A 14971-nucleotide genomic window follows, 5' to 3' on the forward strand; every position below is an offset into this window, starting at 1 on the left:
TTGCTGTATATTTGGAGCCATGTTACAGGATAAAATAACACAATATACCGAAAAAATCAATGCTTTTGTAACTGAAAAAGCAGATGAGTTAGAGCAGTTCCGTATTAAATATTTAGGAAGCAAAGGCATCATTAAAGAGATTTTCGAAGAATTTAAAACAGTTTCTGTCGAAGAAAAAAGATCTTTAGGTAAGGTGCTTAACGAATTTAAGCAACTTGCCGAATCGAAATATCAGGTGTTGAAAGAATCGACAGAAAGTTCGGAGCAGAAAACAGACAGCGCTCAGCTGGATATGACTTTGCCTGGAGAAGGTTTCGAGATTGGTTCCCGTCACCCACTGGCTTTGGTACGCAGAGAGATTGTGGAGATTTTCGCCAAGCTGGGCTTTACCGTTGCCGAAGGACCCGAAATTGAAGACGACTGGCATAACTTCTCGGCGTTGAACTTCCCTGAAGAGCACCCGGCAAGAGATATGCAGGATACTTTCTTCATTAAAAAAGGTGGCGAAAAAGGTGATATTGCCTTACGTACGCATACCTCTTCGGTACAGGTGCGTATGATGGAGCAGGGGCAGCCGCCTTTCAGGGCCATTATGCCGGGCCGTGTATATCGTAACGAAGCCATTTCGGCAAGAGCACATTGCTTTTTCCACCAGATAGAAGGTTTATATGTTGATGAAAATGTTTCATTTGCAGATTTAAAACAAACCCTTTTTTACTTTGTGCAGGAATTATATGGCGAAGGTACTAAGGTGCGTTTCCGTCCTTCATATTTCCCTTTTACAGAGCCTTCTGCAGAAATGGATATTTCTTGTACCATTTGTAAAGGTTCAGGTTGCCAGCTTTGTAAACACAGCGGATGGGTAGAGATTTTGGGTTGCGGTATGGTAGATCCGAATGTGTTGGAAAACTGTGGTATTGATTCGAAAAAATACAGTGGATTTGCCTTTGGAATGGGTATTGAACGCATTGCCAACCTGAAATACGTAATTAAAGATTTACGTTTATTTTCAGAAAACGATGCCCGTTTTTTAAAGCAGTTTAAATCAGCTTTAATCTAAACCATGAGGTACCTGTTCAGCATATTGTTCGTTTTGATCCTGACCACAGGTTGTGGTAAAGATCAGGGCTACATTCCTGAAGTTCCGGTGAACTACAATGTAACATTAACTGAATTTAGTATTAAGGCTGTTAATAACGTTTTGGTTGTATCTGGCTATGGCGTTGGTGGATTACTTGTTGTTAAAACACCACTGGGCACTTATGTTGCCTTTGATCGCTGTAGTACGGTAAATCCGGAGAAGATTTGTAAAGTAGCACCCGATGATAGTGGTGTAACGGCAACAGATCCTTGCTCTGGAGCAAAGTTTTCATTGCTCGATGGCAGCCCGCAAAAAGCCCCTGCTGAAAGAAGCTTAAAAAGCTACAATGTTTCGGTACAGGGTAATACATTAATACACGTAAGCAATTAGAATGGAAGCTGAAAAAATAAAAGAAACAGTAAAAAAGGCGGCCAAAGAACTTTTCAGAAAATACGGTTATCATAAAACCAGTGTAAACGAAATTGCTAAAAAAGCACGTATAGCTAAAGCAACCATTTATAAATATTTTGAAAGTAAAGAACAGGTTTTAGATAGTATCCTGATGGATTATCTGGATCAAAACCTTTACGAAATATTAAATAATAAAGTAAGTTACACTACTGAAGAAGAGCATTTAAAAGCCCTGGTAATGAAAACCAGCCGATTGTCTTTTACGGCTTGTAACGAGTTTATCGGTTGGGATTTTGTACGCGAAAATGCAAACTCGCAAGAGTTTTTAAAGCACTTGTCTGATCAGCTGGAGGCTTTATTACTAGCCGCTTACCTGCAGTTAGATAACTTTAAAAACAACCCAGCCCGCCGCGAAGGATTAGCTTTCTTGCTTAAAGCAAGTAAAAGCATTGTATTTTCGTTCGCTTTCACATCTGTTAGCGATTCGGATGTGCGCAAGAACTTCGTAAGTTTTCAAAAAGAAATATTGCCATTTTTGGTAAAAGCAGCACTTTAATGCTTAAAACCGTGCATAAATTCAGTGTTTATTGGTTGTAATAATCTTTAAACTTAAATTTTTGCACGGTTTTTTTCATCTTTCCATCAACCAGTTTTTGGGTAATTACAGTAACATAATCTGCAATGCTCGAATCTTCGATAACCGAAGAATCTTCATAAAGCCCCTGCTTTGCATCATATTTATAGTTGATAGTTTTATCAAAGCAACAGCCATTTTTGATATGAATAGAAAGCTGTTTGTTTTTCTTGTCAACATCAAACAATCCAAGATTTTCGCTGGCCAGTTTGGTTAAAGGCGCATTCAAAACAAATTTGTTGTTTACCGACAAATAAACATCGTATGACGGGCTGGCATAAGCACCGTTATTACCGTTTCTGATGGCAAGATCTTCGATGCCGTCAAAATTAAAGTCTCCAAAAATTAATGGTGTTTGGTATTTGCCCAGGTCGAGCCAACCCAGCTGGGCATTTTGCATTTCGGTTAAGCCGAAATCCAGGTCTTTTGAAGTAAAAGTTTGCATTTCCTGGTCTGTAATTTTATCGTACAAAATGATGGTCGCCTTTCCATTGCAATGCCCTGTGGTGCAGTTTTCTACAAATATTTTAGCTTTAAAATTGTTAGAGCTGTTATTTGCCGTAAATTTAAATTGCGCCTTTGCATAATGGCTAATCAATAAAAAAGCGCAAGCGAATATTAAGTTCTTCATTCAAAAAATTTCGATAAAATTACAGCAATATCCGCTCGCTAAAAGTTAAAAAAGGTTAACGTTTCCTTTTGCGGTTGGTTATGTACGATTTTACCGCTGATTTGGTAGTTAGCCAGTCTTTCCCTTCTTTATAGGCATCAATTTTACCCTGACGGGCCAGTAGGCTTACATATTCCTGGCCGTATGGTATATCAGGTTCAGAAACGATAAACGATATGGGTTCGTAATCCCCATAACTGTTTCCCGGCAGGGCATTAATGTACATATTTAAGGAACGCTCTAAAGCTTGCAGCATGAGCAGGCAGAGTTTACTGTAATTCCCCTTGTTGGCCTGGTTTAATGCTTCATAATACTTTTTACGATCTGCTTTTAAAATAATAGCAGGGGGAAAGCCTTTTCGCATTAACAGCAGATTCATAGCAAGCCTTACCGTACGCCCGTTCCCATCAAAAAATGGGTGGATCCAAACCAGTTTATGGTGGAAAATGGTACTCAATACAATATCATTTAAACCTAATGGGTTATCATTTACAAAGATGATCAGTTCATCCAATAAATCCGAAACTTTGTTTGCATTCGGAGGAGTAAAATTAGCCCCAACAATGCGTACTCCTCCGTTTCTTAAACGACCTGCGTAATCATCTTCTATGCTGCGCAATACAAGGCCATGAAGCGAAAGGATATCGATGCTTCTAAGGATATAATTTTCTTTTACCAGGGTGTAGAGGTAATCGATGGCTTTTTCGTGGTTAAATGCTTCGAAATGTTCCCGTAGCGATTTGCCTTTAACAGTAATGCCTTCCTGTAACACCATTTGGGTTTCTTGCAGGGTAAGGGTGTTCCCTTCAATACTGTTAGAGTTGTATGTCCACTCGAGGCTTAAATCTGTTTTAATGCGGTGTAGCGCGCTAGAGGGTAAGGGCCTTGATGAATCAAGCCTTGCTTTTTTCTCGTACAACCGATCTATAGTAGGTTGGAGTTCCGCTAAATTTTCTAAATTTAAATTCCACACAACCAAATTTACTAATATCGTTTCGGATTAAAAAGTATTTAATCCGATATTAAAAATTTTCTAAAAAAATACCGGATAATTTGTGGTTATCCGGTAGTTGATTATTTTTTTCTGATTATTCCCATTTGAAAACCTTTACGGCAACGGCATAAATACCTATTCCCCAGATTAACAGGATCATGATCTGGAATTTCACGTCCCAAAGTCCCAGGCCTTCAAAGGCTACTTTACGCATTGCATCGTTTAAATAGGTGAGTGGTAAAGCTCTGCTGATAGGCTGTAACCAGTTCGGGAAGGCTTCGATTGAAAAGAAGGTTCCCGATAATAAGAATTGCGGAAGGGTTACAATATTTGAAATAGGAGGGATCATGCTTTCGTTTTTTGCAATACCCGAAATAATGAAGCCGAAGCCCATAAAAACAATTACCCCTAATGTTGCCAACAGCAACATGTTGACGACCGTGACTGCCCCATGAATAAGCGTAAAACCAAAAAAGAAATGACCTAATAAGATGATAAACAAAGCGCCTATCAATGCAAAACCTATCCGTGCAATACCCTCGCCAATTACTATGCTCGATCGTTTTACGGGTGTAGCAAAAAAGCGTTTAATCACCAGTGTTTGGCGCAAGCTTAAAAACACAAAAGCTGTTCCGAATACGCCGGTACTTAGTAATGAGAAGCCTAACTGACCCGGCAGGATAAAATCGATCGTTTTATACTCGCGGCCGGTTATGGTACTTTCCCGTATTTCGGCAACAGAAGGTTTTAAGGTTTTATCGTAAAACAGGTTGTTTAATACCGATTTTAAAATGCCGCCTTTATCTCTTGATGCCGAAGTGTAAACTACATTTACCGAATAGGCTGGCGCATTTACTTTCCGGTGCACATCAATCATTGCATCAACATTTCCTTTTTCAAGGAGCTTATCAAACTCCGCTTTGGTTTTATCCTTTACCAAACGAATCATGCCTGTTTTCTCCATCATGCCAATAACCGGATTGTTAACATCCGATCCTGGAGTAATACCCACATCAATATGGGTACCGCCACCACCTAAAAAGCCGAAAACTAAAATGAATATCAAGGGGAAGGCAAGTGTAAAAACCACAGCCGAAGGGCTGCGCATAATTGAACGGAAGCTGGCTTTTGCCAAAGCCAGGGTAGCTGTGGTATTGCTGTATCCGTTTGCTCCTGATGGAGCATTTGAATTTTGTATATCTTTTTGCATATCTTTTTACTGGATGCTGTTTCGAATCAAATATTGTATTATAAGTTCCCATTTAAGGGGTGGAGGGTTATTCTCGCCATTCTTTTCCTGTTAGGTTGATGAAAACATCCTCCAGATTGGCTTTTTTAACCTCTTTTTTGCGCTCAAAGCCGCTGTTTACCAACTGATCGATCAGGTTATCGGGGGTGTCAAGCGCAATAATTTCACCGCGCTCTACAAAGGCTACACGATCGCAAAGCTGTTCGGCCTCATCCATGTAATGTGTGGTGATTACCACAGTTGTACCAGCATTACGGATTTCAGTAATCAAATCCCATAAATTTCTCCTGGCCTGTGGATCTAAGCCTGTTGTTGGCTCGTCAAGAAAGATAATTTTAGGCTGGTTAATAAGCGTGGTAGCAATAGAAAAGCGTTGTTTCTGTCCACCCGAAAGGGCTTTGTATTTGGCTTTGGCTTTATCCTGAAGGTTTACTTTCTCCAGCATTTCCATAGGCTTAATGTCTGCGCCATATAAACCCGCAAAAAGCTCAATAAGTTCTACAAGGTTAAGGTTAGGGTAATAGCCTGCAGCCTGCAGTTGTACGCCAATAATTTGTTTTATTTCCTGTGCCTGTTTATCTACCGAAAAGCCATCAACTGTAATTTCGCCCGATGTTTTATCTCTTAAAGTTTCAATAATTTCGAGGGTAGTGGTTTTGCCGGCACCATTTGGACCAAGCAGACCAAAAATTTCATGCTCGTAAACGTCAAAACTAAGGCCCTGAACGGCCACAAAATCATCGTACTTTTTCACCAGGTTTTTAACACTGATAATAGCTTTGGGTGTTTCCATGCTGCGAATGTAAGGAGCTTTAAATGAATTGAAAATGAATTTTATCAGTTATGACTTAAAATGTCGGTAAAATGATGTTTTATTCAGGTGAAACAGGTTAAAAAAAGAAATCTGCGGATCTCCAGCTTAAAATTTGCCGTAGATCCGCAGATTGTAAATATGGTGCTTTGGACTTTAGTCTTTAAGCTTTGGTCTGTTCTACCTTAATATTACCAGGTTAATTCGCCTTTAATTACTGATACGAAATCATCGAATAAATAGCGAGAATCGTGCGGACCCGGAGAAGATTCAGGGTGGTATTGAACCGAAAATGCTTTTTTACCTTTAACACGGATACCTTCAATTGATTTATCATTTAGGTTTACGTGGGTAACCTCAACTTTATCCGATTTCATTACTTCTTCTGGTACAACACCGAAACCATGGTTTTGAGAAGTTACTTCGCAGTGGTTTTTGATGATATTTTTAACCGGGTGGTTTAAACCGCGGTGACCGTTAAACATTTTCATGGTGCCAATGCCGTTAGCTTCGGCCAATAACTGGTGACCTAAGCAGATCCCGAATAAAGGTTTATCTGCAGCCAGGATTGCATTAATGGTTTCTACAGCGTAAGGCATAACCGATGGATCGCCAGGACCATTTGAAATAAAATAACCATCAGGGTTAAATTTTTCCATTTCAGCAAATGTAGTTTTGGCAGGGAAAACCTGAACGTAAATATCGCGGCTTTCGAAATTGCGCAAAATGTTTTTCTTGATACCCAAATCTAAAGCAGCGACTTTTAAGCTTGCTTCAGGGTTGCCATAAAAATAAGGCTCGGTAGTGCTCACTTTCGATGAAAGCTCTAAGCCCTCCATCGATGGAACTTCAGCCAATTTTTGCTTTAATTCTTCTAAATCAGTAATTTCTGAAGAGATGATCGCGTTCATTGCGCCTTTATCTCTGATGTGGCGAACCAAAGCGCGGGTATCGATATCAGAAATAGCAACCAGATTATCATTCTGGAAATAATCCTGAATGGATTCGGTAGCTTGTTTACGGCTATAAATGATGTTGTAATTTTTACAAACTAAACCGGCAATTTTAATCGAACCTGATTCGATTTCGTCTTTATGGATACCATAATTACCAATGTGCGAATTGGTAGTAACCATTATCTGTCCAAAATAACTTGGATCGGTAAAAATTTCCTGGTAACCTGTCATCCCGGTATTAAAACAAATTTCGCCAGTTGTGGTACCAATTTTTCCGGCCGCTTTGCCGTAAAAAACTGTGCCGTCGGCCAGTAATAAAATCGCAGGTAACTTGGTGTAGTTAGTCATGGTAATTACAATATGGATTTTGATTTAAAAAAGAGTTGAAAAAAGGGTTGCTCTCAGCATTAAAGCTGTATTTGCGGGCTGCAAAAAAAGATGAATATATCCCTTCCATTTCGGGGTACAAAGATAGGATTTTAGATTTATAATTTAAAGAGAAAAGTGAAATAACATTAGAGCGGAAAGCAAAAAGACTAAAGCAGAAAGCAATGAAACAGGATTTAAGCAAAAAATGATTTTAGCTTGAGATTGCTTTGGTCTTTTAGCTTTGGTCTTTTCGGCTTAATTAAATAAAAAACAATACTTTTGGCAACACAAAACAAATCCCATGTCGGTACATAAAGAAATTAAACGGATCACCACACATACGCTACAGGAAATGAAGCAACGTGGTGAAAAAATATCTATGCTAACGGCCTACGATTATTCTATGGCAACCATTCTGGATGACGCAGGTTTGGACGTTTTACTGGTTGGCGATTCGGCCTCGAATGTAATGGCTGGACACGAAACTACTTTGCCCATTACTTTAGATCAGATGATTTACCACGCGGCTTCGGTTATCCGGGCAGTTAAACGTGCTTTTGTTGTTGTCGATTTACCATTTGGTTCTTACCAGGGCAATTCGAAAGAGGCACTGAACTCAGCCATCAGGATTATGAAAGAATCGGGTGCGCATGGGGTTAAGTTAGAAGGAGGCGAGGAAATTATAGAATCGGTGCAGCGTATTATTACTGCCGGAATACCGGTTATGGGGCACCTGGGTTTAACGCCGCAATCTATTTATAAATTTGGTACCTATACCGTACGCGCAAAAGAAGAGGCTGAAGCCAATAAACTGAAAACCGATGTCCTAGCCTTGCAAGCTGCAGGGTGTTTTGGTATTGTTCTAGAAAAAATTCCGGCGGCCTTGGGTAAAGAAGTTACCGAAAGCCTAAATATTCCAACCATTGGTATTGGTGCCGGCCCGCATTGCGATGGCCAGGTGCTTGTAGTAAACGATATGATTGGGCTTACCAAAGGTTTTAAACCCCGTTTCTTACGCCAGTATATTAATTTGTACGATGAAATTTTGGGAGCTGCACAATCGTATATCCGCGATGTGAAAGCAAACGATTTTCCAAACGAAAAAGAACAATATTAACCTTAACCTCATAAAGGAGCTTTATGAGATGAGGTTAATATTTTAAATAATAAACAATTTTTAAATAATTTGAGTCCCCTCTAGGGGCGGAGGGTTAAATGCCAATTACCGATAACGACATACTTTTTGAAGATAACCACCTGATTGCCATAAACAAAAGGGCAGGAGATATTGTGCAGGTTGATGAAACCGGCGATGAGCCGCTGGACGAGCAGGTAAAAAAGTACATCGCTAAAAAGTACAACAAACCCAATGGTGCTTTTTTAGGGGTGGTACACCGTTTAGACCGGCCGGTTAGTGGAGTGATCCTTTTTGCTAAAACCAGCAAGGCCCTGGAGCGGATGAATGCTGTTTTCAAAAACAGGGAAGTAAAGAAAACCTACTGGGCAGTGGTTAAAAACAAACCAGAAAAAGAATCGGCTACACTGGTTCACTGGTTGGTTAAAAATCCGCAAAAAAATGTGGTTTCTTATTACAATACCGAAGTTACGGGCAGCCAGCGGGCAGAACTTTCTTATAAAGTAAAAGCTAAGGTTGGTGATTACTATTTACTGGAAGTTGATCCTTTAACAGGACGGTCGCACCAGATTAGAGTACAGCTTTCATCAATGGGTTGCCCCATTATGGGCGATAACAAATATGGTTACCCGCGCGGAAGCAGAAAAGGAAGTATTTGTTTACATGCACGCCGCCTGCAGTTTATTCATCCGGTTAAAAAAGAACCCGTAAATATTTTTGCCAAATTACCTGTTGATGGTTTCTGGGAAAGATTCGAAAATCTTTAATTTTATTTTGCTTTTTTCTGGTTTTGAAAGGATTAAGATTTTTTGGCACAATCTTTAATCATTATCCGATAAAAACCAAAGAACAATGAAAAATACCATCTGCGCTGTTACTGCAATAGCTTTATTTGCTGTAACACTTGTTTCGTGCGAAAATACCCGGAAAACGGAGACGACTAAAGATTCGAGTATCGTTTCTGCTAATGGAGACACGACTACAAAGGTTACTACAAAAACAACCGAAATTGTCAAAACCGATGCCCCGTCTTTTTCGAGTGAAGAAGTGAACAAAAGTTTAGCCGAATATGCTAAACTAAAGGATGATTACATGGCGGCATTAAAAACAAAAAACGCTGCCGAAATTAAGGCTGTTAGTGAGAAATATACTGCGTGGGCCAACCAGGCAACAACGTGGGCTAGTAAGCTCAAGCCTGATGAAATACAAAAGTATTCAGACTATGTGCTAAAGCTAAGTGAAGAATGGTCGAAAGCAGCAAAAGAAGCAATCAAGTAATTAAATTACTCAAAAAATCGTCATTGCTAGAAGGAACGACGAAGCAATCTTTCATGCCGGTAATTCTTGCTATAAAGATTGCTTCGTCGGCAGAAAAAGCCTTCTCGCAATGACGACATTCTTTTATTTGCAATCTATTTTGCTGAATACTATTGAATTGTCGAATTTCAGTTTACTAATGTCTTTAAATTTGATATTTCCTTTAATTTCCTCCACATCCCCAAAACCCTCAATAAACTGATCACCTTGTTTGAGTAAGGCAATTTCCCGCACCGAGATTTTACCTTCTGAGTGGAAAGTGTAATCGGCAATTAATGTATCGCCTTTTACATGTCCGCTAAAAGTGCCCGAATTTTTGTCCTTTTCGTAAAGATTGTAACCTAAACTTCCGCTAACCTCATTTCCTGCTGTTTTTACAGTTAAGGTAGCTGTATCGCGATTTTTAATGTATTGATAACAGGTTACGGCATTCTCAGGAGTTGAAGCATTGCTTACAATTGCTGAATCTATTTTGGCCTGTGTCTTTTTGGCTGTACCACCCTGGCACGATGCAAACAGGGCTATAGCTAATATTACAAAGATGTTTTTCATTTTTTTTACGGTTTGATTTTTATATTAAGCAAAGGCTTTGCCAAAATATATCACAAACGGTAGGTAAATTAATCAGCGCTGTTTTTCAGGTTAGATATGCCTTTATCCGATTGCGTCCCTTTTAAAAAGAAGAGAGATACGGGTACCTTTGTGCTCTTCTGATTGGATATCTATATCAATTTTATGGAATTTTGCTATACTCTGAACAATGGCAAGTCCTAAACCAAATCCATTTTCTTCGCTGTTTCCTCTTTTAAAACGGTCGAAAGCATCTTCAACCAAAGCCGGGCTCATGCCTTGTCCGGTATCGCCTATAGTAAGGATATATTGCCCCTGTTCTGTTTTATCTGAAATATCAATTGAACCGCCGGTTACATTATATTTTATAGCGTTGTTAATAATGTTTACCAAAAGCGTATGTATCAGTGCTTTATTTCCCGTAAAATGAAAATCTTTTAACAGGTTAACCTTGAAAATAATTTTTTTATCGATAATCCGGTCTTCCAGATCTTCATAAATATCTTCAATTTCTTGTTTTAAGCTAATCTCTTCTGTTTTCAGGTATTGATTGTTCTCTACCTTCGAAATTAAAAGCAGGCTATTGATGATTACTCGTAAGCGATTCAGGGTTTTTAAAGAAGCATATATTTTATTTTCGTGCTCAACCGGAATACCGGGCGTGCTGAGCATATTTTCGAAACGCGTACTTAAAATAGAGATAGGGGTGAGCAACTCGTGCGAAACATTGGCTATAAACTGTTTTTCTAGGGCGAAAAGGGTGTTTATTTTGCGCATTAAGGAGTTGATACTGTTATCAAGAATCTTAAAATCGTCGGTATTAGTAGGGATATTCTGGTAATTGAAATGGGTTGGGTCATCTACCCGGTTAATTTTCTTATCGATAATGAGATAAAAGGGTTTTAGCAGAAAGTTGGAAAAAGTATAATCGGCTACCAGGGTAACCAGTAAAGCAGCCACCAATACCACCAGCATGTAAAAACGGATGGAGTTTTTAATCGACTGGAGCGCTGTCATGGTTTCCCCAATTTCGAGGTTATACCAATTGGTATGGTAAGAAAATTTATAGTTTAAAATCCGGTAAACCTCAATATCTCCTTCAATTTCCCTTTTTTCGGTAAAAACCTTAGCACTGGAGTCGGTTTGATTATCTGGAATATCGGTTAAAACAATAAATTCTTCCTTTAATATGTTGTAATCTGTAAATGATTGTTCCTTGTTTAACAGGCTGTCAATTTCATTATCCGTAAGATTTCTGATGATTTTGTTCTTCTTTTTAATTAGCCGGTTATCGAACTGGTTGTAGGCAAGTTTATCCAGCGAAAATATAATGATAGCCCCCAAAACCAGGATAATGGCAATTTTGGTGATCGCATTATATAAAGAAAACTTAACCTGTAACTTCATTTTTATTTAAGATGTTTGAGGTAGAATGGCATTAGGTTAATTGTTTGAATTGGTTAACTGAAAATTGCCCATTGTAAACTGAAAACCTATTGGTTAGCAATTAATCCGGTAGCCAATACTTCTTACCGTTTCGAACCAATCAATCGGTGTGATATTGGCCAGTTTTTTTCTCAAATTTTTAACGTGCACATCAACAAAGTTCGAATCGGAGTTTACCTCCAAAATATCGCCCCAAACATGCTCCGTTAAGCTCATTCTCGATACTACACGATTTTTATTCAATACCAGGTAGTTAAATATCTCGAATTCTTTTTTCGTTAAGTTTAGTCGTTCCTCGCCAAAAGAAACCGTTCTGTTTTGAATGTTTAATAAAAAGTTGTGGATGTTGATTTCATTTTTCTCAAGCTTGTGCTTGCGGCGGGTAATGGCGTGCATGCGTGCCAAAAGCTCATTTAACGAAAATGGTTTGGGTAAATAATCATCAGCACCTTCATCCAGGCCTTTAATTCGGTCGTCTACAGCGCTGCGGGCGGTTAAAATAATAACGGCATCATCACGGTCTTTAATGGCTTTAAGTTGTTTTAATACTTCAAATCCATCACCATCGGGCAAGCCCAGGTCCAATAAAATGAAATCGTAATTGTTTACAAAGATTTTTTCTTCGGCCGATGATTTTTTCCAGGCATGCTCCACAATAAAGCCTTCCTTGCTTAAAAATTCGTCCATTTCGAGCGCAAGGCTCTTTTCATCTTCAACTATGAGTACGTTCATTTTATATCGCTAAATTGTTTTATTATTCAATTGTTTGTAAACTGAAAATTGATCACTGTGAACTGAAAACTGAATTTACATTTTTAAGAATGATTGTGCAAGCTTCTTCAATTTCTTCTTTGGTGATAATTAAAGGCGGAGCAATGCGCATGGAATTGCTGCAATGTAGGAACCAATCAGATAAAATACCATCAAGGATACAGGCGTCGATAATTTTTTTGTTGATTTCGAAATTTTCGAATTCAACCGCCAGCATTAGTCCTTTTCCTCTAATTTCGTTAATCGCCGGATGTTGAAGCAGCTGTTTAAACAATTGTCCTTTTTCTTCTACTTCAGCTACAATGCCATTATCAACGAGGGTGCGTAATGTGGCCAATCCTGCAGCACAGCAAACCGGATGGCCACCAAAAGTAGTCATGTGACCTAAAATCGGGCTGTGCGAGAGTACCGACATAATTTCCAGCGAACTGATAAAGGCTCCGATAGGCATACCCCCACCAATACCTTTTGCCAAAAGCAATACATCGGGCACTATATTATAATGCTCAAATGCAAACATTTTGCCACTTCGGCCAAAGCCCGATTGTATTTCATCGAAGATAAGTAATGTTCCGGTTTCCTGGCATTTGGCTTTTAAAGCCTGCATATAGCTGAGATCTGCCACGCGTATGCCTGCCTCGCCCTGTATAGGTTCGATAAAAACTGCAGCTATATCAGTTGTTATTTTATCAAGATCAGCAACATTATTATGCTCCATAAAGCTTACGTTGGGTAGAAAGGGACCGTATCCTGATGAATAAAAATCGCTTTCCATTAAGCTTTCGGCTCCCTGAGTACTGCCATGGTATGCATTTTTACAGGCAATAAAACCTTTCCGGCCAGTATAACGTTTGGCCAGTTTCATAGCGCCTTCTACAGCTTCGGTACCTGAATTTAAAAAATAGGTGCAATTTAAGCTTGTAGGTAAAATATCGGCCAATGCCTTAGCGAAATTTACCTGGGGGCTTTGCACGTATTCACCGTAAACCATTAAGTGCATGTAGGTTTCTACCTGCTCCTTTATGGCCTTAACCACGTTTGGATGGCAATGGCCAACATTACTTACACCGATGCCTGCAATCAGGTCGATGTGTTTCTTATCTTGTGCATCGTAAATGTAAATTCCCTGTGCCCTTACAAATTCGAGCATTAAAGGTTCCGGAGAGGTTTGCGCATTGTGTTGTAAAAACAACTGACGTTGGGTAAGCATACCGCAAAAGTAAGCATTTACAGAAAATTCTGGTCTTTCCTGGATAGCTTGTGATAAAAACTGAGATACTTCCTCCCAATATTAAGTTTGGTATCGTTGTTTAAAATAACATACGACCTTTCGAGCGTTTTAATTTGATTTTCAGCGATAATAAATGACCTGTGGATTTGCGAAAAACCTTTTTCGGGAGGTAATAAAGTTAAAGCTTCTGCAAAACTTGAATTGGAGAAAATAATCTCTTGCTCTAAATGAACTTTGATTTCGTGCTGCTGGGCTTCAACAGCATAAATCTTATCCAGTTTAATTTTGATAAACCTATTTCTTTGCTCTGAACTTTTTAAAAGGACAAAATCTTCAGTTTTATTCGTTTGTGAAGGGGTAGGTAATGAGAATATTTTCTTAATTGTCTGATCAAATTTTAGTTGTGAAAATGGTTTCAATAAAAATGCATCGGCTTCCAGTTCATACGAATCAATAGCATAATTGGCGTGAGCAGTAGTAAAAACAAGTTTTCTTGTTTTATGTTTGATCAGTTTGGCGAGATCAATGCCGTTTATGCCCGGCATTTCGATATCGAGAAAAATTACATCAACCGTCTTTGTTATATGCTCAATTTCTTTGCCTGCAGTTTCTGCAATGCTGTAGGATTTCAGGAGTTTTAATTGTGAATGTGCCGCAACATAATCGGTAATAATTTCTAAGGCTGATGGTTCATCATCGATAATAAGACAGGTATACATATTCCCTAAATATTTAAGACAACAATTAATTAATTCAGGGATGTTAACAACTAAGTTAATCGTTCGATTTCAAATTACCAAATGGAGAAAATCTTCAAAAAACCTTAGACGGTCGTTCATGTCTACTGGATGGTTGTTCGTGTCGATTAGGTGGTAATCGGTGCAGAAAATTTTATTTTAGATTTTTATCAATGAGGTTTGAGGTATAATTAATCAAATAAATTAACCTTAAAACTTAAAAAAATGAAGAAATTATTATTTGTTGGAATGATGTGTCTGATGAACTTAACTACGTTTGCTGAAAAAAACTCTTCAAACTTAAAGGAATGTACAGTGCATTATACCGTTGTAAATGAAGATGGCGGGGTAATCTGGGGACCAGCTGATGTGACAGCTGACACATGTGAACATGCATTAGGACTTGCGAGGACGTTTTACCATATCGCTACTGGTGATAGCTCAGTTTTTCCGCAGTAAATGAAGATGCCAGGAACTAATTGGGTGTCAGCTAACATACCTGAAAATATAACAGTAGATGTGAAGTATTTTTATTTCAAAGCCACATGTAATGGCTCTGTTTTTTTATTGTGAAATTAAGTCTAAAGTA

17 protein-coding genes are annotated in these 14971 nt (G+C 38.7%); 7 read left to right on the forward strand and 10 right to left on the reverse strand.

The genetic code is table 11. The features are described 5' to 3' along the window. Nucleotides 1-19 precede the first annotated feature (19 nt). Genes pheS through BLR37_RS20115 form a run of 3 tightly spaced genes read left to right on the forward strand, consistent with a single transcriptional unit; the run spans nucleotide 20 to nucleotide 2048 of the window. Nucleotides 20-1060 carry a phenylalanine--tRNA ligase subunit alpha gene (gene pheS, locus BLR37_RS20105; protein ID WP_090771762.1) on the forward strand — a complete coding sequence of 347 codons (1041 nt, stop codon included), beginning with the start codon at nucleotides 20-22 and terminating at the stop codon, nucleotides 1058-1060. A gap of 3 nt (nucleotides 1061-1063) precedes the next feature. Beyond that, nucleotides 1064-1471 carry a Rieske (2Fe-2S) protein gene (locus BLR37_RS20110; RefSeq protein WP_090771764.1) on the forward strand — a complete coding sequence of 136 codons (408 nt, stop codon included), beginning with the start codon at nucleotides 1064-1066 and terminating at the stop codon, nucleotides 1469-1471. Nucleotide 1472: 1 nt separating this feature from the next. Continuing rightward, a complete protein-coding gene (locus BLR37_RS20115) occupies nucleotides 1473-2048 on the forward strand; it encodes a TetR/AcrR family transcriptional regulator (RefSeq protein WP_039477424.1) in 576 nt (191 codons plus the stop codon). Nucleotides 2049-2076: 28 nt separating this feature from the next. Here BLR37_RS20115 and BLR37_RS20120 read toward each other — a convergent pair whose 3' ends face one another. The 5 genes from BLR37_RS20120 to carA form a co-directional block, all read right to left on the reverse strand. Beyond that, nucleotides 2077-2757: an XAC2610-related protein gene (locus tag BLR37_RS20120; protein WP_090771766.1), complete on the reverse strand. Its 681-nt coding sequence runs from the start codon at nucleotides 2755-2757 to the stop codon at nucleotides 2077-2079. 55 nt (nucleotides 2758-2812) lie between these two features. Then, complete coding sequence (locus tag BLR37_RS20125; protein WP_208599700.1) at nucleotides 2813-3715, reverse strand: Fic family protein; 903 nt, start codon at nucleotides 3713-3715, stop codon at nucleotides 2813-2815. A gap of 169 nt (nucleotides 3716-3884) precedes the next feature. Then, on the reverse strand, nucleotides 3885-5000 hold the full coding sequence (locus tag BLR37_RS20130) for an ABC transporter permease (RefSeq protein WP_052266227.1): 1116 nt from the start codon (nucleotides 4998-5000) through the stop codon (nucleotides 3885-3887). 67 nt (nucleotides 5001-5067) lie between these two features. After that, entirely contained in the window at nucleotides 5068-5832 is a 765-nt protein-coding gene (locus BLR37_RS20135) for an ABC transporter ATP-binding protein (protein ID WP_090771768.1), read from the reverse strand. A 209-nt stretch (nucleotides 5833-6041) separates the two neighbouring features. Next, nucleotides 6042-7154, reverse strand: a complete 1113-nt coding sequence (gene carA / locus BLR37_RS20140; RefSeq protein ID WP_039477431.1) for a glutamine-hydrolyzing carbamoyl-phosphate synthase small subunit — start codon at nucleotides 7152-7154, stop codon at nucleotides 6042-6044. 322 nt (nucleotides 7155-7476) lie between these two features. On the opposite strand from carA, the gene panB reads away from it, so the two are divergent. From panB to BLR37_RS20155, 3 genes are all read left to right on the forward strand, one after another. Continuing rightward, nucleotides 7477-8292, forward strand: a complete 816-nt coding sequence (panB, locus tag BLR37_RS20145; protein WP_090771770.1) for a 3-methyl-2-oxobutanoate hydroxymethyltransferase — start codon at nucleotides 7477-7479, stop codon at nucleotides 8290-8292. A 98-nt stretch (nucleotides 8293-8390) separates the two neighbouring features. Next, nucleotides 8391-9077, forward strand: a complete 687-nt coding sequence (locus tag BLR37_RS20150; protein ID WP_039477435.1) for an RluA family pseudouridine synthase — start codon at nucleotides 8391-8393, stop codon at nucleotides 9075-9077. A gap of 85 nt (nucleotides 9078-9162) precedes the next feature. Continuing rightward, on the forward strand, nucleotides 9163-9588 hold the full coding sequence (locus BLR37_RS20155; RefSeq protein WP_090771773.1) for a hypothetical protein: 426 nt from the start codon (nucleotides 9163-9165) through the stop codon (nucleotides 9586-9588). Between the two features lie 123 nt (nucleotides 9589-9711). Here BLR37_RS20155 and BLR37_RS20160 read toward each other — a convergent pair whose 3' ends face one another. From BLR37_RS20160 to BLR37_RS20180, 5 genes are all read right to left on the reverse strand, one after another. Beyond that, nucleotides 9712-10179 (reverse strand): hypothetical protein, encoded by a 468-nt coding sequence (locus BLR37_RS20160; protein ID WP_090771775.1) that lies wholly within the window; start codon nucleotides 10177-10179, stop codon nucleotides 9712-9714. Between the two features lie 102 nt (nucleotides 10180-10281). Beyond that, nucleotides 10282-11604, reverse strand: a complete 1323-nt coding sequence (locus BLR37_RS20165; RefSeq protein WP_090771777.1) for a sensor histidine kinase — start codon at nucleotides 11602-11604, stop codon at nucleotides 10282-10284. Nucleotides 11605-11697: 93 nt separating this feature from the next. Beyond that, entirely contained in the window at nucleotides 11698-12375 is a 678-nt protein-coding gene (locus tag BLR37_RS20170) for a response regulator transcription factor (RefSeq protein ID WP_090771779.1), read from the reverse strand. 52 nt (nucleotides 12376-12427) lie between these two features. Then, nucleotides 12428-13624 carry an aspartate aminotransferase family protein gene (locus BLR37_RS20175; RefSeq protein ID WP_167356651.1) on the reverse strand — a complete coding sequence of 399 codons (1197 nt, stop codon included), beginning with the start codon at nucleotides 13622-13624 and terminating at the stop codon, nucleotides 12428-12430. Nucleotides 13625-13641: 17 nt separating this feature from the next. Beyond that, nucleotides 13642-14364: a LytR/AlgR family response regulator transcription factor gene (locus BLR37_RS20180; protein WP_090771781.1), complete on the reverse strand. Its 723-nt coding sequence runs from the start codon at nucleotides 14362-14364 to the stop codon at nucleotides 13642-13644. A gap of 243 nt (nucleotides 14365-14607) precedes the next feature. On the opposite strand from BLR37_RS20180, the gene BLR37_RS20185 reads away from it, so the two are divergent. After that, nucleotides 14608-14841 carry a hypothetical protein gene (locus BLR37_RS20185; protein WP_090771783.1) on the forward strand — a complete coding sequence of 78 codons (234 nt, stop codon included), beginning with the start codon at nucleotides 14608-14610 and terminating at the stop codon, nucleotides 14839-14841. Nucleotides 14842-14971 lie beyond the last annotated feature (130 nt).

It is taken from the genome of Pedobacter soli, from assembly GCF_900101435.1.
In the GTDB taxonomy this organism is placed as follows: Bacteria; Bacteroidota; Bacteroidia; order Sphingobacteriales; family Sphingobacteriaceae; genus Pedobacter; species Pedobacter soli.

What these genes read in the sequence shown, in the direction of transcription:
- panB (WP_090771770.1), top strand. Translation starts at nt 7,477, where the DNA reads ATGTCGGTACATAAAGAAATTAAACGGATCACCACACATACGCTACAG.
- carA (WP_039477431.1), bottom strand. Translation starts at nt 7,154, where the DNA reads ATGACTAACTACACCAAGTTACCTGCGATTTTATTACTGGCCGACGGC.
- BLR37_RS20155 (WP_090771773.1), top strand. Translation starts at nt 9,163, where the DNA reads ATGAAAAATACCATCTGCGCTGTTACTGCAATAGCTTTATTTGCTGTA.
- pheS (WP_090771762.1), top strand. Translation starts at nt 20, where the DNA reads ATGTTACAGGATAAAATAACACAATATACCGAAAAAATCAATGCTTTT.
- BLR37_RS20150 (WP_039477435.1), top strand. Translation starts at nt 8,391, where the DNA reads ATGCCAATTACCGATAACGACATACTTTTTGAAGATAACCACCTGATT.
- BLR37_RS20185 (WP_090771783.1), top strand. Translation starts at nt 14,608, where the DNA reads ATGAAGAAATTATTATTTGTTGGAATGATGTGTCTGATGAACTTAACT.
- BLR37_RS20120 (WP_090771766.1), bottom strand. Translation starts at nt 2,757, where the DNA reads ATGAAGAACTTAATATTCGCTTGCGCTTTTTTATTGATTAGCCATTAT.
- BLR37_RS20110 (WP_090771764.1), top strand. Translation starts at nt 1,064, where the DNA reads ATGAGGTACCTGTTCAGCATATTGTTCGTTTTGATCCTGACCACAGGT.
- BLR37_RS20135 (WP_090771768.1), bottom strand. Translation starts at nt 5,832, where the DNA reads ATGGAAACACCCAAAGCTATTATCAGTGTTAAAAACCTGGTGAAAAAG.
- BLR37_RS20175 (WP_167356651.1), bottom strand. Translation starts at nt 13,624, where the DNA reads ATGCTTACCCAACGTCAGTTGTTTTTACAACACAATGCGCAAACCTCT.
- BLR37_RS20170 (WP_090771779.1), bottom strand. Translation starts at nt 12,375, where the DNA reads ATGAACGTACTCATAGTTGAAGATGAAAAGAGCCTTGCGCTCGAAATG.
- BLR37_RS20165 (WP_090771777.1), bottom strand. Translation starts at nt 11,604, where the DNA reads ATGAAGTTACAGGTTAAGTTTTCTTTATATAATGCGATCACCAAAATT.
- BLR37_RS20130 (WP_052266227.1), bottom strand. Translation starts at nt 5,000, where the DNA reads ATGCAAAAAGATATACAAAATTCAAATGCTCCATCAGGAGCAAACGGA.
- BLR37_RS20160 (WP_090771775.1), bottom strand. Translation starts at nt 10,179, where the DNA reads ATGAAAAACATCTTTGTAATATTAGCTATAGCCCTGTTTGCATCGTGC.
- BLR37_RS20180 (WP_090771781.1), bottom strand. Translation starts at nt 14,364, where the DNA reads ATGTATACCTGTCTTATTATCGATGATGAACCATCAGCCTTAGAAATT.
- BLR37_RS20115 (WP_039477424.1), top strand. Translation starts at nt 1,473, where the DNA reads ATGGAAGCTGAAAAAATAAAAGAAACAGTAAAAAAGGCGGCCAAAGAA.